At 69.0% G+C, this 18,220-nt stretch carries 16 protein-coding genes; 8 read left to right on the top strand and 8 right to left on the bottom strand.

The annotated features are described in order from the left end of the window. Window positions 1-57 precede the first annotated feature (57 nt). Together R2J76_RS13505 and R2J76_RS13510 are read right to left on the bottom strand one after the other, a co-directional pair. Window positions 58-1,743: a DUF3373 family protein gene (locus tag R2J76_RS13505; protein WP_316412155.1), complete on the bottom strand. Its 1,686-nt coding sequence runs from the start codon at window positions 1,741-1,743 to the stop codon at window positions 58-60. Between the two features lie 24 nt (window positions 1,744-1,767). Continuing rightward, complete coding sequence (locus R2J76_RS13510; protein WP_316412156.1) at window positions 1,768-2,091, bottom strand: c-type cytochrome; 324 nt, start codon at window positions 2,089-2,091, stop codon at window positions 1,768-1,770. 330 nt (window positions 2,092-2,421) lie between these two features. On the opposite strand from R2J76_RS13510, the gene R2J76_RS13515 reads away from it, so the two are divergent. Both R2J76_RS13515 and R2J76_RS13520 read left to right on the top strand, forming a co-directional pair. After that, window positions 2,422-3,045 (top strand): MBL fold metallo-hydrolase, encoded by a 624-nt coding sequence (locus tag R2J76_RS13515; protein WP_316412157.1) that lies wholly within the window; start codon window positions 2,422-2,424, stop codon window positions 3,043-3,045. A gap of 56 nt (window positions 3,046-3,101) precedes the next feature. Beyond that, window positions 3,102-3,872, top strand: a complete 771-nt coding sequence (locus R2J76_RS13520; RefSeq protein ID WP_316412158.1) for a slipin family protein — start codon at window positions 3,102-3,104, stop codon at window positions 3,870-3,872. Between the two features lie 6 nt (window positions 3,873-3,878). Here the strand turns inward: R2J76_RS13520 and R2J76_RS13525 are convergent, their stop codons facing one another. Together R2J76_RS13525 and R2J76_RS13530 are read right to left on the bottom strand one after the other, a co-directional pair. Next, window positions 3,879-5,324, bottom strand: coding sequence for a type IV pilus twitching motility protein PilT (locus R2J76_RS13525; protein WP_316412159.1), 1,446 nt, complete (start codon window positions 5,322-5,324; stop codon window positions 3,879-3,881). A 39-nt stretch (window positions 5,325-5,363) separates the two neighbouring features. Next, the gene (locus R2J76_RS13530; protein ID WP_316412160.1) at window positions 5,364-7,646 is read right to left on the bottom strand and encodes a DNA topoisomerase 3; all 2,283 of its coding nucleotides are present in this window, start codon (window positions 7,644-7,646) and stop codon (window positions 5,364-5,366) included. A gap of 50 nt (window positions 7,647-7,696) precedes the next feature. Here R2J76_RS13530 and R2J76_RS13535 point away from each other — a divergent pair, with 50 nt between their 5' ends. Continuing rightward, window positions 7,697-8,131, top strand: coding sequence for an ExbD/TolR family protein (locus R2J76_RS13535; protein ID WP_316412161.1), 435 nt, complete (start codon window positions 7,697-7,699; stop codon window positions 8,129-8,131). A 7-nt stretch (window positions 8,132-8,138) separates the two neighbouring features. Then, window positions 8,139-8,951, top strand: a complete 813-nt coding sequence (locus R2J76_RS13540; protein ID WP_316412162.1) for an energy transducer TonB — start codon at window positions 8,139-8,141, stop codon at window positions 8,949-8,951. A gap of 297 nt (window positions 8,952-9,248) precedes the next feature. Here the strand turns inward: R2J76_RS13540 and R2J76_RS13545 are convergent, their stop codons facing one another. The 3 genes from R2J76_RS13545 to R2J76_RS13555 all read right to left on the bottom strand — a co-directional run bounded on the left by R2J76_RS13545 (window position 9,249) and on the right by R2J76_RS13555 (window position 10,871). Beyond that, window positions 9,249-9,680 carry a C-GCAxxG-C-C family protein gene (locus R2J76_RS13545; RefSeq protein WP_316412163.1) on the bottom strand — a complete coding sequence of 144 codons (432 nt, stop codon included), beginning with the start codon at window positions 9,678-9,680 and terminating at the stop codon, window positions 9,249-9,251. 12 nt (window positions 9,681-9,692) lie between these two features. Continuing rightward, window positions 9,693-10,292: a TetR/AcrR family transcriptional regulator gene (locus R2J76_RS13550; protein WP_316412164.1), complete on the bottom strand. Its 600-nt coding sequence runs from the start codon at window positions 10,290-10,292 to the stop codon at window positions 9,693-9,695. A 129-nt stretch (window positions 10,293-10,421) separates the two neighbouring features. Next, window positions 10,422-10,871 carry an ATP-binding protein gene (locus tag R2J76_RS13555; RefSeq protein WP_316412165.1) on the bottom strand — a complete coding sequence of 150 codons (450 nt, stop codon included), beginning with the start codon at window positions 10,869-10,871 and terminating at the stop codon, window positions 10,422-10,424. Between the two features lie 146 nt (window positions 10,872-11,017). On the opposite strand from R2J76_RS13555, the gene ispH reads away from it, so the two are divergent. Together ispH and R2J76_RS13565 are read left to right on the top strand one after the other, a co-directional pair. Continuing rightward, on the top strand, window positions 11,018-12,736 hold the full coding sequence (gene ispH / locus R2J76_RS13560) for a 4-hydroxy-3-methylbut-2-enyl diphosphate reductase (RefSeq protein ID WP_316412166.1): 1,719 nt from the start codon (window positions 11,018-11,020) through the stop codon (window positions 12,734-12,736). Continuing rightward, a complete protein-coding gene (locus R2J76_RS13565) occupies window positions 12,736-13,311 on the top strand; it encodes a hypothetical protein (protein WP_316412167.1) in 576 nt (191 codons plus the stop codon). Before ispH ends, R2J76_RS13565 begins: the two co-directional genes overlap by 1 nt. On the opposite strand, the gene mddA is transcribed toward R2J76_RS13565, so the two are convergent. Then, window positions 13,226-14,044, bottom strand: coding sequence for a methanethiol S-methyltransferase (mddA, locus tag R2J76_RS13570; RefSeq protein ID WP_316412168.1), 819 nt, complete (start codon window positions 14,042-14,044; stop codon window positions 13,226-13,228). The two genes, R2J76_RS13565 and mddA, sit on opposite strands and share 86 nt — an antisense overlap. 479 nt (window positions 14,045-14,523) lie before the next feature. Here mddA and R2J76_RS13575 point away from each other — a divergent pair, with 479 nt between their 5' ends. Both R2J76_RS13575 and polA read left to right on the top strand, forming a co-directional pair. Beyond that, the gene (locus tag R2J76_RS13575) at window positions 14,524-15,357 is read left to right on the top strand and encodes an SDR family oxidoreductase (RefSeq protein WP_316412169.1); all 834 of its coding nucleotides are present in this window, start codon (window positions 14,524-14,526) and stop codon (window positions 15,355-15,357) included. Between the two features lie 45 nt (window positions 15,358-15,402). Then, the gene (gene polA, locus R2J76_RS13580) at window positions 15,403-18,207 is read left to right on the top strand and encodes a DNA polymerase I (RefSeq protein ID WP_316412170.1); all 2,805 of its coding nucleotides are present in this window, start codon (window positions 15,403-15,405) and stop codon (window positions 18,205-18,207) included. Window positions 18,208-18,220 lie beyond the last annotated feature (13 nt).

Genomic DNA, 18,220 nt, shown 5'->3' on the forward strand with positions numbered 1-18,220 from the left:
CCGCGTGGACGGCCCTTCCCGGCGGTCCCCCGGGGGGGACCGCCGGAAGGGGACGGATCAGAACTTCACTTCGAGCGAGACGTAGGTGTTCTTGATGCCCGAGGGGGCCGCGTACTGAAGCATCGGGTTGTTGTCCAGGTTGTACGCGCTCTCCCAGCTCCCGGCCATGGGGGCCGGGGCGATGTGCCAGCCGCTGAAGGCGTGGGTGTACTTGTAGTCCAGGTAGCCCACGCGCAGGGCCACGTTCTTCACGAACTCCCAGTGCACGTAGGCTTCCACCACGTCGCCCCGGGTGGAGAGCTTTTCCGTGGCCTCGCCGGTGGCGGGGCTGTAGGTGAACCATTTGGGCGAACCGTGGTTGAACTCCAGGCCGAAGCCCAGGTTGTCCCGGGCGTCCCAGCGCAGACCCACGTAGTAGGCCGTGGCGGTCTGGCTCTTGTTGGCGTCGCCCAGGAGACCGCCGAAGCCCGTGAGCTGGACGTTGGGGCCGCCCATGGCCGCGGGCATGTCCCAGTAGGCGCCGTACTGGCTGGTCTTCCCGTTGGGGCGGCTCTTGATGCTGCCGAAGCTGGCGAAGTAGGTGAAGCTGTCGCCCACCTTGTGCTTCCAGGTGGCGGTGATCTGGTCCATGTCGCCCAGGTTGTTCGTGGCGGTCACGTACTGGATGCTGGGCATGCCGCCCATGCCGGGCTGGGCGGGCACCGGGAAGTTGTTGAGCTGGCCGAAGGGGATGTCCGTCATGTTCCCGAACCGGTTGAAGCCCAGGTAGACGTTGGCGCTGTGGACGGTGCCGAAGCCCTCGAAGAGGAGGGGGACGTCCAGCATCGCGCCCAGGACGGTGCTGTCCTTGAGGTTGCCGATCTGGTTCACCTGCATGGTGGCGCCGGCGGGATTGGCCATGGTGGCCTTGGAGAAGTTGAAGCCCACGGGGGCGTACGTGGATTTCACCAGCCCGCCGCCGCCGAAGCCGCTCTCGTAGCCCACGCCGTAGCAGAAGCCCAGGAGGGAGTGCTCCGGGAAGCCCAGCTTGTCCAGGTGGAACTTCCAGCCGATGCCGTCCACCATGGCGTTCACGGCCAGGGCCTGGGGCGTGGCCTGGCGTTCGCCGCCCTCCCGCACTTCGAAGGGAGGCCCGTCGGAGGTGTTCTGGCGCCCGATGGAAAGCACGCCCAGGGAGGGCCAGTCGTACACGAAGCTGGCGCGCTCCACCCGCAGCGTGTCGTTGCCGGGCACCTTGCCGCTGTTGAAGGAATTCGCCACGGTGTTGGGCGAGCCGTTGAAGATGGGCACGTCGGCGCCGCCGTGGATCTTGTACATGGTGAGCCGGCCGAAGATCTTGCCGTGTTCGCCGATGGCCATGCCCATGCGCAGCCGCAGGCGCGTGGACCACTGGGTGGAATTGTCGTAGTCCTGTTCACCCACCTGCTGGGTGACGGGCATGAAGGGGTACGGGTTGGAGGCCGACGGCGAGGGGTTCTGCACGAAGCCCAGGAACTGCTGGTAGGGCTTGAAGTGCCACTGGGCGCTGTCGAAGCGCGTGCGGAGGTCGCCGCCCCAGGAGATGTTGTCCTGGGCGACCTTGGTCTCCACCTTGGTGAGGGTCTTCTCCTGGTCCTTGGCCTTCTCTTCCAGGACGGCCACCTGTTTCTTGAGTTCGTCGAGCTGCTTGCGGACGTCCTCCTGGGCGCGGAGGCCCATGGGTGCCAGGACGGCCAGGGTGAGGGCGATGCGGGAAATGCGCATGGGTTGGCTCCAGGGCAAGGGGGATCAGCCGCCGCAGGTTTCGGGCTGGGGCGAATCGGAGGCGTGGTTGATCAGGAAGGTCTTGATATCGAGGATCTGTTCGGCGGTGCCGTACTTGGGGGTGAAGCCCTCCCCCGACTTGCCGTGCTTGCCGGCGTCGAAGACCTTGCGCCACTGGCCCTGGGTCTTGGAAAGGGGCGTGAGCACCGCGGCCTTGCCGTGCTCCACGTGGCAGGTCTTGCAGCTCTTCTTGAAGTAGAACTTCCCCTTGGTGTCGCTGCCCTTGGGCTCCGCGGCGAGGGGGGCCGCCAGCAGGGCGGCCAGGGTGAGGAGGGAGAGGAGTTTCATGCGGTTTCCTTTCGTCCAGGCGCCGGAGCGCGTTTTTGGGTAGAGGTGTCCCAGGGCCTCCCGGGGGGCCCCGTGGTGAAGGTCGCCGGCGGTCCCCGTGGGCCCCGGCCATTCGATAAAAATTACTCGACTGAGAGGATTCAAGCCTGCTGCGGGAAGGCTCGCACCTTCCGGAATAGAAGATGCCCTCATCCCATTTACAGTGCAAGAATATTTTTTTATTAAATTGTATAACTAGTTAGTTATGTAAATCCAGGAGACGGCCTCCCCCACGGGGGGATCGGGGTAATCTGATCGCATGGGGCCCCGGACGGCCCTCGCGGAGACGCCGTGCACAAGCTCGAATCCTTCCCCGTTGGCCCCCTGGGCTGCAACTGCTCCCTGCTCTGGGATCCCCAGTCGGCCCGGGGCGTGGTGGTGGACCCCGGCGGCGAGGGGGCCCGCATCGCCCTCCGGGTCAAGGAACTGGGCTTCCAGGTGGTCGCCCTCCTGCACACCCACGCCCACTTCGATCACGTGGGGGCCACCAAGGAACTGCAGGACCTCTGGCAGTGCCCCGCCCTGCTCCACCCCGCGGATCTCTTCCTCCTGGACGCCCTGGACATGCAGACGGGGATCTTCGGCATGGACGCCATCCCCCGGCCCGACACCGCGCCCCTGGCGGAGGGGGAGGTGCACGGCGGCCTCGCCACGCTCCACACTCCCGGCCATACGCCCGGCTCCTGCTGCTTCCGGGGCGAATTCGAGCGGGGGGGCGTCCTGCTGGCGGGCGACACGCTCTTCCAGGGCGGCGTGGGCCGCACCGATCTGTGGGGGGGCAGCTGGGACCACCTGGAGCAGAGCATCCAGCGGGATCTGTACACCCTGCCCGACGCCACCCTGGTGATCCCCGGGCACGGGCCGGCCACCACCATCGGGGCGGAGGCGGCGGGCAACCCCTACGTCCGGCGATGAAATAGGCGCCGGGTTCCCCGGGCCCTGCGAGAATGGGGGATACCAAGGAGGATTCCATGCCCGTGCCCTTCGCCGGTCTCGGCTGTACGTTCCCCATCATTCTCGGCCTCATCCTCTGGCTCGCGTCCTGCATCCGGGTCATCAACGAGTACGAGCGGGCCGTGATCTTCACCCTGGGCAAGGTGGGCCCCGTGCCCAAGGGGCCGGGCCTGATCTTCGTGCTGCGGCCCTTCCAGCGCGCGGTGGTGGTGAGCCTGCGCACGGTGGTGCTGGACGTGCCCAGCCAGGACATCATCACCCGCGACAACGTGAGCCTGAAGGTGAGCGCCGTCGTGTACTTCAAGGTCCTGGACTCCAAGCAGGCCATCATCGGCGTGGAGAACTACTACTACGCCACCAGCCAGATCGCCCAGACCACCCTGCGCTCCGTGCTGGGCGAGGTGAGCCTGGACGAGCTGCTCGCGGACCGCGAGAAGCTCAGCGTGCGCCTGCGGGAGATCATCGACCGTTCCACGGAGCCCTGGGGCGTGGAGGTCACCAGCGTGGAGCTGAAGTCCGTGGACCTGCCCGAGCAGATCCAGCGGGCCATGGGCAAGCAGGCCGAGGCCGAGCGCGAGAAGCGCGCCAAGGTCATCGCCGCCGAGGGCGAGCTCATGGCCTCCACCCAGCTCCTGGAGGCCGCCGACAAGATCAGCCAGAACCCCGTGGCCATCCAGATGCGCTACCTCCAGACCCTCACGGAGATCGCCGTGGAGAAGAACAGCACCATCGTCTTCCCCCTGCCCATGGAGCTCATGAAGGCCCTGGAGAAGTTCTCCTCCAAGTGAATCCGGCTACCGTTCCGTGACCAGCTGGCCCGCGTCCCGGGGATCGAAATCGATCTCCGCGCGCTGGCAGGCCGCGATGAAGGACTCCCGGTCGTGGCAGCGGAGGTAGGCCTCCATGGGGTCCACCCTGCCCGACAGGATGAGGTCCACCAGGGCCTCGTTGTGGGAGGTCTGGCCGTAGCGGCTCTGCTTCATGGCGTCGGGGAGGCTGGAAAGGCGGTCGGCGCGGATCAGGGCGGCGATGCCCGGGTTGTTGAAGAGCGTCTCCAGGGCCACCACCTGGCCCCCTCCCACCTTGGGAAGCAGGGTGTGGCCCAGGATGGCGGTGAGGGTCTCGGAAAGACGGGCCAGGACGCGCCGGCGCTGGTCCTGGGGGAAGAGGCCCGCCAGGGTGGACAGGGTCTCCTCCTGGGTGGCGGTGGGAAGGGTCGCCAGGACCATGCGCCCGGTCTGGGCGGCCTGGAGGCAGAGGTCCAGGATCTGGGCGTCCCGGATCTCGCCCGCGGCCAGGATATCGGGGGCCTGTCGCAGGGCGGCGCGCAGGGCCTGCTTCTGGCGCACGGGATCGCAGCCCACCTCCCGCTGGCGGATGAGGCAGGTGCCGGTGGGGAACTCGAATTCGATGGAATCCTGGATGGTGACGGCGAAGCCCTTGCGGCCCGCGTTGGCCAGGGCCAGGAGGCAGGCCAGGGTGGTGGACTTGCCGCTGCCCATGGGGCCCGTGAGGAGCACCAGGCCCCGGTTGAGCCCCGCCAGGCGCCGCACGGTGTCGGGCAGCCCCAGGCTGTCGGCGTCGGGCACCTCCCGCGGAACCACCCGCACGGCGATGCTGGGCCCGGCGTGGCCGTGGAAGAGGCTCACCCGCAGCCGGCAGGGGAGGCCCGGATCGGTGCGGGCGAATTCCGTGTCCTGGCCGGCCAGGAAGGATTCCCAGATCTTGGGGGGGACCCAGGTCTGCACCAGCTCCTGGAGCCGCTTGGCCGATAGCCTTCCGTAGTCGCCCAGGGAGGTCACTTCGCCGCCCATCCTCACCAGGGGGGGCTCGTCGGCGCCCAGGTAGAGGTCTGAGCCGCCGCCGGTGAGCAGGGTCATGATCAGCGGATCGAGGCTGTCCAGGGCCGTGGTCACCGCGCCGGTGTCGGCGGCGGTGCGGAACCGCGCCACCACGATGCGGGTGCCCAGGCTGGTGCGGCACAGGAGCACCTGGAACCGGACGCCTTCCATGACGTAGTCGAAGGTCACGTTCTCGCCCCGCAGGTAGGCGGTGCCGCTGGCCTCGGGCAGGATCTCCTTGGCCAGCCCGTCCAGCACCGTCCCCAGGAGCTCCTGGGCGCTCAGGGCGATGCGGTGGCCCCCCGCCACCTCCACCACCGGGGAATCCCCGGGGTCCAGGCGCAGGACCGCCGCGCCCTTGTTGACCATCTGCTGGAGGAACTTGTCGATTTTTGCCATGGCCACCGCCGGAAACCATGAAAAGGTGCGCCCATGCTATCAGTTTTCAGGGCCTTCCGCCCGGGGGATCTTCACGGCCTCCACGGTGCCGCAGGGGGCGCAGCGGCGGAAGTACTGGCCCCGGGTGGTGGAGGGGATGAGCCGCATGGGCTGGCCGCAGCCGGGGCAGGTCCCGGGCTCGGGCAGGCCTTCGGGCTGGTCCGCGGCCCAGGCGCCGCACAGCACGCACACCTTGGAGCCGGCCTTGGTGGTGCGCAGGGGGCCCTGGCACAGGCGGCAAAGCTCCACGGGCTTCCCGTCGGGGCCGGTCTCGAAGGCCACGCGGCATTCCGGATCCCTGGCCGCGGCGCACTTGACGTAGTGGCGGCCCTCCCATTCCCGCAGGTGGAGCGGCGATCCGCACCGGGGGCAGTCGCCCACCACCGGCCCCGAGGGGGGCCGCGCCGCAGCCGCGGGGGCCGAGGCCTTGATCTGCCCCACCACGTCCTTCACGAAGCCGCGGATACCTTCCATGAAGGCGTCCCGGCTGGCCTCGCCCCGGCGGATGCGCTCCATCTGCGCCTCCCATTCCCCGGTGAGCTGGGGGCTGCGCAGGGGCTCGGCCCGGATGCCGCGGATGAGGTCGATGCCCTTGGGCGTGGGGGCGAGGATGTTGCGCTTGCGCTCCAGATAGGCGCGCTTGAGGAGGGTCTCGATGATGTTGGCGCGGGTGGCGGGGGTGCCCAGGCCGCAGTCCTTCATGGCGCCCTTGAGCTCGTCGTCGTCCAGTTCCTTGCCGGCGCTCTGCATGGCGCCCAGCAGATCGGCCTCGCTCATGCGCTTGGGGGGCGAGGTCTTGCCGGCCTTGGGGAAGAGGTCCTTCGTGTCCACGGCCTCGTCCTTGGCCACGGCGGGCAGGGTCCCGGCCTCCTCCTCCTCCTCGGGCTCCTCCCCCTCCTCGGCCTTGGCTTCCTTCTTCGGCCGGGAATGGGGCGGATCCACCTCGGACCAGCCCAGGGCCTTGACCACGGTGCCGGTGGTCTTGAAGGCCTCCTTCTCGATCTTCGTGACGATCGTCGTCTTGGCCTCCACCCGGTCCGGCCAGAAGGCCGCCAGGAAGCGCCGGGCGATGAGTTCGTAGATGCGCAGCTTGTCGCCCGAGAGATTCTTGGCGGGGTTCTCCGTGGGCACCAGGGCGGTGTGGTCCTCCACTTCCTTGTCGTTGACGAAGCGCTTGTCCAGCTTCTGGGGCCAGCGGGTGCGCAGCTCGTCCACGAAGGGGCGAAGGGCCTCCAGCTGCCCCGTGGCCAGGGAGCGGATCCAGGCGGGGATCTTCACCGTGTCGGCCTCGGTGAGGCAGCGGGAATTGGTGCGGGGATAGCTGATGAGCTTGGCCTCGTAGAGCTCCTGGGCCACGGCCAGGGTGTGCTCGGCGGTGAGGCCGAAGCGCTTGTTGGCCTCCTTCTGGAGGTTGGTGAGGTCGTAGAGCAGCTCGGGCTTCTTCTTCTCGGTGCGCGCCGTCACCGACGCCACGCGCCCGGGCTTGCCCTTGAGGGCCTCGGCCAGGCCCCGGGCGGCCTCCTCCGTGTCGAAGCGGTCCTGGTCCCGGCCGTCCTCCTTGCGGAACCACTTGCCCTTGTAGGCGCCGGCCTCGGCCTGGAACACGGCCCACAGGGTCCAGAAATCCTTGGGCACGAAGTTCTGGATCTCCAGCTCCCGGTTCACCAGCAGGGCCAGGGTCGGCGTCTGCACCCGCCCGATGGAGTAGACCCCCTCGCCGCCGGCCTTCTGCTGCACCAGCGTCTGGGCGCGGGTGCAATTGATGCCCACGAGCCAGTCCGCCTCCTGCCGGCACCGGGCCGCGTCCCGCAGGCCCGCGTAGGCGTCGCCGGGCTTCATCTTCCCGTAGGCCTCGCGGATGGCCTCGTCGGTGAGACTGGAGGTCCAGAAGCGGTGCACGGGCTTGGTGGCCTTGGCCAGGCGGTACACCAGGTCGAAGATGAGCTCCCCTTCCCTCCCGGCGTCGGTGGCGTTCACGATGTCGCCGACGTCCTCGCGGTTCATGAGCCGCTGCACCACGTCGTACTGGTCCCGGGTGGAGGCGATGGGCGCGTAGCGGAATTCCGGGGGGAAGAAGGGGACGCTGTCCATGCGCCAGCGCTTGAGGGCGGGGTCGTAGCCCTCGGGGTCCAGGGCCTCCACCAGGTGGCCCACGCACCAGGTGACGATGACGCCGTCGCCCTGGATGAAGCTCCGGCCCGTGCCCTGGATGCCCAGGGCCGCCGCGATGGCGCGGCCCATGCTGGGTTTTTCACTGACGATGAGGCGGATCGGATTGGCCATGACCTACCATTCTATGTCGAAGGTGTAGACTGGTGCAGAGGTAAGGGCGAATGGCATTCACTCCCGGTTCCAAGCGTGGCCAGATGGCCGATATCAACATGACGCCGATGATCGACGTGATGCTGGTGCTCCTCATCATCTTCATGGTGGCCGCGCCCATGCTCACGACGGGGGTGGACGTGAACCTCCCCGAAAGCCGAACGGGCAAGAACCTGGAGTCCGAGGCCCTGGTGGTGACCCTGGCCCGGGACGGCCGCATCGAATTCGAGAAGCGCTTCGTGCAGGAGGGCGTCCTCAAGGCCCAGCTGCGCCAGCGGGCCGCAGAGAACCGCAAGCGCCCCGTGATGGTCCGTGCGGATCTCAACATCCCCTACGGGCGCGTCATCACGGTGGTGGACGCGATCCGCGAGGCGGGCTTCACCCAGGTGGGTTTCGTCACCTCGGCCTCCACCGCCCCGGCGGAATCCGAGCCCGTGGCTCGCTGAGGCGCCGGTGAGCCAGGAACTCTACGCCTACCTCCGCGAACGGGCCCTCCTGGGCAGGCAGGGCCTCACCCTGGGCATCGCCGTGAGCGTCGTCTTCCACGCGGTGGCCCTGGGGGCGATCCTCTTCACGCCCAAGGGCTCCGATGCTCCCGAGGAGACCAAGGTCACCTGGGTGCGCCTCCCGGCATCGGGCGTGGAGGGCGTGGCCGGGGGCGAGGGCCCCATGGAGGAGGGCAAGCAGGGCGAACGCCAGCGCCGGGTGGAGGAGGTGGCCCCCAAGGTCAGCGAACCCACCGGCCACGTCGCCTCCCCCAACGCCTTCGGCACCAAGGCCACCAAGCCCCTCCAGGGCACCAGCACCAATCCCAACAGCATGGGCAAGGCCCCCGTGGCCTCCAAGGGCAAGAACCCCAGCCCCAACCCCGCCATCGGCGCCGCGGGCTCCGGCGGCGGGGGCGGCATCGGAGCCGCCACCGGCATCCCCGGCCTCAAGGCCACCAACGGCGTGGCCGGCGGCACCGGCCTCATCGGCGAACTGGACGGCAACTTCCCCTTCATGTGGTACCTCCAGCAGGTCCAGAGCCGCATCACCGGCAACTGGAACCGCGTCACCTCCAGCCCCGGCCGGGTCCAGATCTACTTCCGCATCCGCCGCGACGGCGGCATCGACGGCGCCCGGATCGAGATCCCCAGCGGAAACGCCAACATGGACCAGAGCGCCCTGATGGCCGTCCGACGGTCTGACCCTCTGGCGCGCCTCCCGGACGGGTTCGAGGGGAGCTCGCTGGGGGTGAGGTTCTGGTTCACGTACCTCAACTAGCGTGTGGCGGCAAACCCGAGGTCTTGAATCGATAGGTTGTTCCCGGTGATCTGGCTCCACCTTGGACCTGACGTTCCTTATCCTGCCTTTTCCCCTGGATCCCGTTTATCCCCGTTGAACTTCGCCGGGAGTTGTCGCCGGGCTAGGGTCAAGGACGTCGAGTAACATGCGCTCCGACCCACCTCTGCGGCAGCCCTGCGGAAACCGGGATGAACGCCGATCCATGGGATGAACAGGGACCAAGTTCCTTGCTACGCACAGTTCATGACGTTCCCATCCTGGGTTTGCCCTGCCCCCCTACCTGTTCGGCCCCAACGTTTCCTCCAGGAGCCCGCAGGCCAGGTCCGCCGTCCCGGCGATCACCTTGGCGCATGCGCAGCTGTACGCAGTGCCGCCGAAAGGCGTGGGCGTCGTCGGGCACAGGACGGACCCGAAGCCCTCCTCGAATCGCCGTTTGAGTTCCAGGGCCAGGGCCCCGGGCACGTCGAGGCTTTCGTCCGGGTAGGTGCGGCCGGTGGCGCATCCCAGGGCCATCAGGCCCCCGGATAGGGCGCCGCACCGGCCGTCCAGAACCGGGCCCAGGCGCCCTCCGAAGCAGGAGGCGGCCCGGGGCACCAGTTCCGAGGCCACCCCAAGCTCGTCGGTGACCGCCTTAAGCACCGCCTCCGCGCAATTGAATCCGCTGGCATGGAGGGCTTGCGCCCGCATCGCCGCGCCGTTCCGGGTCATGGGTTCTCCTTTCTATGAAGGTGTCTGGAGCATCAGATCCGCGAGCAGGTCCCCGATCCGCCGGGCATCGAAGGCCGGGTCCACCAGGTGCTGGATCCGCGCCCCCTCGAACACCGCCACGATGAGCCTCAGCAGGAGACCCGGGGCCAGGTCGCTCCGCAGCACCCCCTCCCGCTGACCCCGCTCGATGATGAAGCCGAAGGTTCCCTCCACCTCGCGGTAGAGCGCGGCAAGGGCCGCGGCCGTTTCCGGGCTGCGCATGGCCTCGCCCTGCACTACCACGCCGAAGCGCATGGATCGCTCCTCGGAGGACTCCCCGAGCATCGCGAAGGCCGAGGTCAGGACGGCCCGCATGGCCGCGACCGGTTCAGCGATCGCGGCGACGGGCCTGGCCCAATCCAGGTTCTCCCGCAGGCTTTCCCGGAAAGCCGCCTGGATGAGCTCTTGCTTGTTCGGGAAATACTGGTAGACGGCGCCAATGCTCACCTTTGCTGCACGACTGATCTGCTGCATCGTCGTGGGGTGGACCCCGGAGGTGGCGAAGCACTCCATGGCGGCCGCGAGGATTTTCCGCCGCTGGGCGTCGAGGTGTTCCTGGCTGACGAGGGGCATGGGCGCTCTCAAAAAAAACGAATCCTCGTTCACTTTGAGACCACGCGGAGGCCGTGTCAAGGCCCTGGGACCTTGCCCGTCCCGCGGCCGAGGGTCAGGAACCCTTCCGTCCGCCCGTGGGGGGGTTCTTCAGACGCCTTCCGCCACGTGTTCGGCCCCGCGCCGCTGCTTCACCAGCAGGAGCGTGCTGCCGCTTTCGTCGGTTTCCATCACCACCTGGTCCATCACCTGCTTCATGAAGAAGACGCCCCGGCCGCAGGGCTTCAGGAGGTTCTCGGGCAGGTTGGGGTTGGGCAGGGTGTCCAGGTTCACGCCCTTTCCGTTGTCGTGGATGCGGATCTCCAGGCGGTTGGCCTGGGGGGTGAAGGTCACCTGGATATTCTTGCGCTTGTCCAGCTTGTTCCCGTGGCGCATGGCGTTGCCGATGCCCTCCTGGATGGCGAGCCAGACGCGCTCCCCGTCCTCGTGGGAGAAATTCATGTGCTTGAGCAGTTCCGAGCCCACCACCTGGATCAGGTCGATGAACCTCAGATCCGTGTTGCAGGTGAGGGAGACTGGAAGCAGGGGAGCAGCGGTCATGTACAAATATCCTTGGGTATCAGGAACCCTTCCTCCACGTTAATTGGAAAACCCATGGGAATGCCAGGAAATAACACCTGACCCCCGGGGCCGGGGAACGGTAGACTGTATCCCTGACCGGATCGGTCTGGATTGGAGCGGGGCAGATGAAGGTGATCGTGGCCAAGACGGCGGGGTTCTGCTGGGGCGTGCGCAGGGCCATGGACGCCGTGCTGGACGCGTCCACGCGGAGCGGATCGGGTCCCGTGCAGACCCTCGGCCCCCTCATCCACAACCCCCAGGCCCTGGAGCTCATCGGCCGCCGGGGGGTGTCCGTGGCCCCGGCCCCGGAGGCGGTGGCCTCGGGCACGGTGGTCATCCGCGCCCACGGCATCCCCATCCAGTCCCTGCGGGGGCTCAAGGACCGCCAGCAGCGGGGGGAGCTCTCCATCGTCAACGCCACCTGCCCCGAGGTGGCCAAGGTCCACAGCAAGATCAAGAAATGGAGCCCCAAGGGCTACTTCACCGTCATCCTGGGCACCCACGGGCACGCCGAGAGCGTGGCCCACCAGAGCTTCGCCGAAAGCGGCAGCGCCATCGTGGCCAACCTGGACGAGGCCCGGGCCCTCCCGGACGATGTGCTGCGCAAGGTCCTGGTGGTGGCCCAGACCACCTTCACCATGAAGGACTTCCAGGAGATCAGCGAGTACATCCGGGGCCGGGCCAAGGAGTGCATCTCGGAGAACACCATCTGCGAGGACACCTGGACCCGCCAGGAGGAGGCCCGGAACCTGGCCCGCACCGTGGACTACGTCATCGTCGTGGGCGGCAGGGCCTCCTCCAACACCAAGCACCTGGCGGAACTGGCCGTGCACTACGGCAAGCCGGTGCAGTACGTGGAGACCGCCGCGGAACTGGACCTGACCCGCTTCGAGGGGGTGGGCACCGTGGGCGTCATGGCCGGCGCCTCCACTCCCACCTGGCTGGTGGAGGAGGTGGTGGACATCCTCGAGCAGCACGGCAAGGGCCCGGAGCGCTACACCCGGATCTTCAACGCGGCCTTCGGCACCCCCCTGAAGCTGGCCGTGGGCGCCGGCGCCCTCACCCTGGGCGTCCACGCCTGGACGGGGCTGCCCCCCTCCTGGAAGTACGCGGCCATCACCGCCCTCTACGTGCTGACCATGTTCCTCCTGGCCCCCTTCCTGAACCCCCTGGGCCTGGGTTCCAAGGGCCCGGCCCGGGCCCGCATCCTGGAGCGGAACCGCACCCTCATGGTGGGCACGGCCCTGGCGTCCCTGGCGGCGGCCCTGACTCTTTCGGCCACCCTGGGCCTGGGCTCCCTGCTGGTGGTGGCCGCGGCCTCGGTGTTCGGCATGGTCTACAAGCGCAAGCTGCAGGTGGGCGGCACGACCCTGAGCATCCAGTCCATCCCCGGGTCCAAGGACATCCTCGTCCCCGCCGCCCTGGCCGTGGTGGCGCTGGCGCTGCCGCTGTGGCACCACGGCCTGGCCTGGGGCCCCCGGGTGTGGGCCGGGATCCTCCTGGTGGCGGTCCTGGGCTTCGCCCGCACCACGCTCTTCAATCTCAAGGACATGCAGAACGACCAGATCCTGGGCAAGGAGACCCTGCCCATCGTCTTCGGGCGCCGCACCACCAAGATCCTCCTCCTGGCCTCCCTGGCCCTGGCCGGCGCCGCCATCCTGGCCGCCACCATGCGGGTCCCCTCGCGCCACGGCTGGATCCAGGCGGGAATCATCCTGGCGTGCCTGGTGTACCCGGTGGTCCACCTGTGGCTCTTCCAGGAGCGGTTCTCCGCCGGCAAGGCCCGGTTCGAGCCCTGGGTGGAGCTGAGCTTCTACGCGGCCGGACTTCTGGCGCTGTTCTAGTGCTCAGGCGGATCCTTACCTCCGTGGCCGGCGCGGCGGCGCAGCTGGCGCTCCTGGCGGCCCTTGCCGCGGGCGGCATCCGGGACGGGCTGGGGTTCTGGATCCTGGTGGCGGCCCTCCTCGTGTGCACCCTCGCCGTCGCCTGGACGCGGCGCCCCTACGACCGGGCCCGCCTGGGCTTCCTCCTCGCCCACCTGGGGCCGGCGCTGCTCCTGGCGGGGCTGTGGGGTCCGGCCTGGGCCGTGATTCCCGGCCTGGCCTGCCTGGCCATCGGCATCCCCTGGATGTTCTGGATCAAGCCCCTCCTCAAGGCCCGCAAGGACAAGGCGGCCCCGCCCGCCTGGGAGCGCCTCACCCTCCAGGGAACGCGGGTGCTCTTCCTGGCCAGCGGGGCCGGCCTGGCCCTCCCCGCCCTGCGCCGGGAAGCCCCGGCGCCGTGGCTCCTGGCCTCCTGGCTCGTCCTGGCCGTGGCCCTGCACCTGCACCACGTCAAGGCGCTGAAGGGCCCCCGGGCCCAGGCGGCGGGGCTGGTGTCCTGGGCCCTGTGCCTAGCTGCTTTTCTCGCCCTGCGGTAGCGCCCGCCCGGCGCCAGGGGAGAGGGAAGAAGCGCGGCACCTCCCGGCGGTAGGCCGCGTACCGGGAGCCCAGGTTCCGCATCAGGTCCCCCTCCTCCAGGGCCGTCCCCACGAGGATGTAGGCGGTCATGGCCAGGGTGAAGACCAGGTGGCCCACCGTCATGCGGGGCGCCGCCCAGAAGACGACCAGGAAGCCCAGCATCAGGGGGTGGCGCACCCGGGCATAGAAGGCCGTGAGGCGGAACGGCGCCTCCCGGTACGGGGTTCCCCGGACGTTCGCCCACACCTGGCGCAGGCCGAAGAGATCCCAGTGGCTCACCATGAAGGTGCTCGTCACCACGAGGGCCGCGCCCGCCCAGAACCCGGCCTGGATCCCCAGGCGCGCGAGGGGCTGGCGAACATTCCAGACCTCCCCGGCCAGGGGCCGCCACAGGAGGAACAGCAGGGCCAGGGCGGTGGAGGACAGGAGGACGTAGGTGCTGCGCTCCAGGTGCGCCGGCACGAACCGCTGCCAGGCCCGCTTGAAGGCCGGGCGGGCCATGAGGCTGTGCTGGATCCCGAAGAGCGCAACCAGGCCAAGGTCCACCGCCAGGGCCGGCCCGGCGGCCCCCACGGGCCCCACGGAAACGGACCGGGCCAGGCCCAGGTCTCCCACGAAGGCCAGCAGGTAGAAGAAGGAAGCCAGGAAAGACAGGTAACAGAAAAGACCGTAAAAAAGACTCAAAATAGGCATCGGATCCTCGACAGATCGAAATTCTAATTCTTTTTGGACAAATCTCCTAAAACGTTATATTTATGATTCAAAAAAAGATTAATAATATTTCCTAAATGAACGAATCCACATGGCCTGACCTTCTTCGCGGGCAGGACAAGGTTGTCCAGCGGAAGGGAGTGCCGGGCTTTGGCCGAACCCATGGCTCCGGGTAACTCCGGCGAAAAAATGAAACGCTGAGACGCAGAGGACTCGCTGGGGCGCTGGGGGGGATTTTCATCTGCGGGTTTGGACGGTCAGACCCATCCCACCCGCCTTTTCTTTCTTTTCCCAGCGCCCCAGCGAGTCCTCTGCGTCTCAGCGTTTATTTTTTTCCCCGGTTTCTCCGACCCCCCTCGTACGGGCCGTCCAGGACCCCATCCATGCCATGCCCTTCGTTCAACCCAAGCGGATTCCCCCGGGATCTGCGCTACCCTGGCCGCATTCCCTGGGAGGTTCCAATGCGGCGCTGGGTTCTGATCACAGGTTGCTCCACGGGCATCGGGCGCGCCCTGGTGGGGGCCTGCCGGAAGGAAGGGTGGAGCGTGGTGGCCACCGCCCGGAACCTGGAGAGCCTCGCGGACCTGCCCGGGGGCGAGGACCTGGTGCGCCTTTCCCTGGACGTCACGGACCCGGCCAGCCTCGCCGCGGCGGTGGAGGCCTGCCGGCCCCTGGGGCTCGTGGGGCTCATCAACAACGCGGGCTACGGCCAGATGGGGCCCCTGGAACTCCTCCGGCCCGAGGAGCTGCGCGCCCAGTTCGAAACGAACGTCGTGGGGCTCCACGCGGCCACCTGCGCCTTCCTGCCCCTGATCCGGGCCGCGGCGGCGCCGGGGGAGGGGCGCATCGTCCAGGTGGCCTCCATCCTGGGGCGCATGAGCGTGCCCATGGCGGGGGCCTACACCGCCTCCAAGCACGCGGTGGTGGCCCTGGCGGAGACCCTGAGGCTGGAGGTGGCTCCGGCGGTGAAGGTGATCCTGGTGGAGCCGGGGGCGGTGCGGTCCGAGTTCCGGGAGACCCTGGCCCGGGCCCTGGGGGATCTCCCCGGGCGCATCCGGGGGACCCCCTTCGCGCCGGCGATGCAGGCCTACCTGGACCGCCAGCGCACCCACGCCGCCGTCCAGGGCCTCAGCGCCGAAGCCTGCGCCGCGCGCATCGCCGGGGCCCTCTCCCGGGCCAACCCGCCCCGCCGGATCCTCATCGGCAGGGACGCCTTCTGGGCCAGCCTGGGCAAGGCGCTCCTGCCCGGCCCGGCCTGGGACTGTGCCGTGCGCAAGGCCTTCGGCCTTTCCTGACCAATCCCTGGTGACAGGGCGGAGCGGCGCGACCACACTATCCCCATGTCCGAAGACCGCCTCTACCTGATCGACGCCTTCGCCCTGATCTTCCGTGCGTACTACGGCAACCTCCGCATGAAGAACGGCGCGGCCCTCACCATGGCCCGCATGCTCCTGGCCCTGGTGGCCCAGCACAAGCCCACCCACATCGCCGCCGTGTTCGACCGGCCCGAACCCACCTTCCGCCACGAGATCTACCCCGAGTACAAGGCCAACCGGGCCGAGATGCCCGAGGACCTGCGGCCCCAGGTGCCGCTCATCCGGGACCTCATCCGCGCCCTGAACATCCCCATCGTGGAGCTCGCGGGCTTCGAGGCCGACGACGTCATGGGCACCCTGGCCCGCCAGGCCTGCGCCGCGGGGCTGCCGTCGGTGATCGTGAGCCCGGACAAGGACCTCCTCCAGCTGGTTTCCGACGAGGGCCGGATCCAGGTGCTCAACAACCGCGACGGCGAGGTGTGGATCGACCGCGCCGGGGTGAAGGAGCGCTTCGGCGTGTGGCCCGAGCAGGTGGTGGACGTGCTGTCCCTCATGGGCGACGCCTCCGACAACGTCAAGGGCGTGGAGGGCATCGGGGAGAAGGGCGCCCGGGACCTGGTGGAGCAGTTCGGGAACCTGGACGCCATCGTGGCCCACCGCGCCGAGCTCAAGCGCAAGGCCCACCGGGAGGGCCTGGAGGCCGCCCTGCCCCGCCTGGAGCTGGTGCGCCGCCTGGTCACGGTGGTCACGGACCTGGAGCTGCCCGTGACCCTGGAGGACCTGGCCTACAAGGGCGTGGACCAGGCCCAGGCCCGGGCCGCCTTCAAGGCCCTGGGCTTCGAGCAGCTCACCAAGGAGTTCACGGAGGTGGGCAGCGCCGCGGCGCCGTCGGCGGCCCGGGCCTACCGGGCCGCGGCCACCCGGGCCGACCTGGTGGAGGCCGTGGCCCGGTGCCGGGAAGCCGGCCTTTTCGGGCTGGACACCGAGACGACCTCCATCGACCCCACCCGGGGCCACATCGTGGGCCTGAGCCTGGCCTGGAAGCCCAACGAGGGGCTGTACGTGCCCCTGGCCCACCTGCGGCCCGGCTCCGAGGACACGGCGGGGTCCCTGCCGGGGCTCCTGCCGGATTCCGGCCTCCCCGAAGGCCTCCTGGACCTGCGGGGCGAGCCCGGGGCCTTCTTCCGGGAACTGGCCCCCTACCTGGATCCCCGCAACATCCCCTTCGACGAGGCCCGGGAGGTGCTGGGGCCCCTGTTCCTGGACGCGGCGGTGGGCAAGGCCGGCCAGAACCTGAAGTACGACCTCCAGGTGCTCAAGCGCCACGGCATGCCCGTGCGGGGCCTGGCGGAGGACAGCATGGTGCTGAGCTTCCTGGTGGACTCCCGCCTGCGCCACAACCTGGACGACCTCTCCTCCCGCCACCTGGACCTGCGGCCCATCCCCTTCGAGGCGGTGGTGGGCAAGGGCAAGGCCGCCAAGCGCTTCGACGAGGCGGAATTCGAGAAGGCGGTGCAGTACGCCGCGGAGGACGCGGACCTGGCCCTGCAGCTCTGCGGCAAGCTCCAGCCGCTGCTCCCCCCCGACCTGCGCAGGCTCTACGCCCAGGTGGACCTGCCCCTGGTGGAGGCCCTGGCGGACCTGGAACTGGAAGGGGTGCGCCTGGATGTGGACGTCCTGGAGCACCTGGCCAAGGCCATGCGGGTGACCCGCGACGGCGCCGCGGACCGCGCCTTCGAGCTCGCGGGGGAGGCCTTCAACCTCAACAGCCCGGCCCAGCTGGGCAGGATCCTCTACGAGAAGCTGAACCTGCCCGTCCTCAAGCGCACCGACAAGACCAAGGCCCCGGCCACGGACGAGGACGTGCTCACGGAGCTGGCCCAGCGCGAGGACGGGGAGATCGCCCGGGTCCTCCTGCGCCACCGGCAGATGCAGAAGCTCCTCAGCACCTACGTGGAGGCCCTTCCCGCCATGGTCAGCCCGGTGACGGGCCGGCTCCACACGCGGCTCCACCAGGCCGCGGTGGCCACGGGGCGCCTGGCCTCCTCCGACCCCAACCTCCAGAACATCCCCGTGCGCACCGAGGACGGCCGGGCCATCCGCGGGGCCTTCGTGCCCCGGGAGGGCTGGGTTTTCCTGGACGCCGACTACAGCCAGATCGAACTGCGGGTGGTGGCCGCGCTGGCCGGGGACCCGGTCCTCCTGGGCGCCTTCGGCCGGGGCGAGGACATCCACCGGCGCACGGCCTCCGAGGTGCTGGGCGTGGACATGGAAGCCGTCACCGGGGAGCAGCGCAGCGCCGCCAAGGCCGTGAACTTCGGCCTCCTCTACGGCCAGGGCGCCTACGCCCTGTCGGCGAGCCTGGGCATCAGCTTCAAGGAGGCCAAGGCCTTCATCGAACGGTACTTCGAGCGCATGCCCAAGGTCGCGGAGTGGATCGAGGCCACCAAGGCCCGGGCCGTGGAGGAGGGCCTGGTGCGCACCCTGTGGGGCCGCGTGCGGCGCATCCCGGACCTGCAGTCCCCCAACCAGGGCCTCAAGGCCCAGGCGCTTCGGGAGGCCGTGAACACCGTCGTGCAGGGCACCGCCGCCGACCTCATGCGCCGGGCCATGGTGCGCCTGCACCGGTCCCTGGAGGCCGGGGGGTTCCAGTCCCGGCTCCTGCTGCAGGTGCACGACGAACTCCTGGTGGAGGCCCCCCCGGCGGAAGCCGAGGCCGTCGCGGCCCTCCTCAAGGACGCCATGGAGGGCGCCGACGATCTGGGGCCCCTGGGCGTCAAGCTCGCCGCCGAGGTGCGGCGGGGGAACAGTTGGCTGGAGTGCAAGTGAACCGTTGATCCAT

Source organism: Mesoterricola silvestris (assembly GCF_030295405.1).
GTDB classification, from domain to species: Bacteria; Acidobacteriota; Holophagae; order Holophagales; family Holophagaceae; genus Mesoterricola; species Mesoterricola silvestris.

Excerpts from the sequence above, each read along its gene's own strand:
- R2J76_RS13525 (WP_316412159.1), bottom strand. The coding sequence starts at position 5,324 with ATGGCAAAAATCGACAAGTTCCTCCAGCAGATGGTCAACAAGGGCGCG.
- R2J76_RS13575 (WP_316412169.1), top strand. The coding sequence starts at position 14,524 with ATGCGGCGCTGGGTTCTGATCACAGGTTGCTCCACGGGCATCGGGCGC.
- R2J76_RS13550 (WP_316412164.1), bottom strand. The coding sequence starts at position 10,292 with ATGCCCCTCGTCAGCCAGGAACACCTCGACGCCCAGCGGCGGAAAATC.
- R2J76_RS13530 (WP_316412160.1), bottom strand. The coding sequence starts at position 7,646 with ATGGCCAATCCGATCCGCCTCATCGTCAGTGAAAAACCCAGCATGGGC.
- R2J76_RS13555 (WP_316412165.1), bottom strand. The coding sequence starts at position 10,871 with ATGACCGCTGCTCCCCTGCTTCCAGTCTCCCTCACCTGCAACACGGAT.
- ispH (WP_316412166.1), top strand. The coding sequence starts at position 11,018 with ATGAAGGTGATCGTGGCCAAGACGGCGGGGTTCTGCTGGGGCGTGCGC.
- R2J76_RS13510 (WP_316412156.1), bottom strand. The coding sequence starts at position 2,091 with ATGAAACTCCTCTCCCTCCTCACCCTGGCCGCCCTGCTGGCGGCCCCC.
- polA (WP_316412170.1), top strand. The coding sequence starts at position 15,403 with ATGTCCGAAGACCGCCTCTACCTGATCGACGCCTTCGCCCTGATCTTC.
- R2J76_RS13535 (WP_316412161.1), top strand. The coding sequence starts at position 7,697 with ATGGCATTCACTCCCGGTTCCAAGCGTGGCCAGATGGCCGATATCAAC.
- R2J76_RS13520 (WP_316412158.1), top strand. The coding sequence starts at position 3,102 with ATGCCCGTGCCCTTCGCCGGTCTCGGCTGTACGTTCCCCATCATTCTC.
- R2J76_RS13545 (WP_316412163.1), bottom strand. The coding sequence starts at position 9,680 with ATGACCCGGAACGGCGCGGCGATGCGGGCGCAAGCCCTCCATGCCAGC.
- R2J76_RS13505 (WP_316412155.1), bottom strand. The coding sequence starts at position 1,743 with ATGCGCATTTCCCGCATCGCCCTCACCCTGGCCGTCCTGGCACCCATG.
- mddA (WP_316412168.1), bottom strand. The coding sequence starts at position 14,044 with ATGCCTATTTTGAGTCTTTTTTACGGTCTTTTCTGTTACCTGTCTTTC.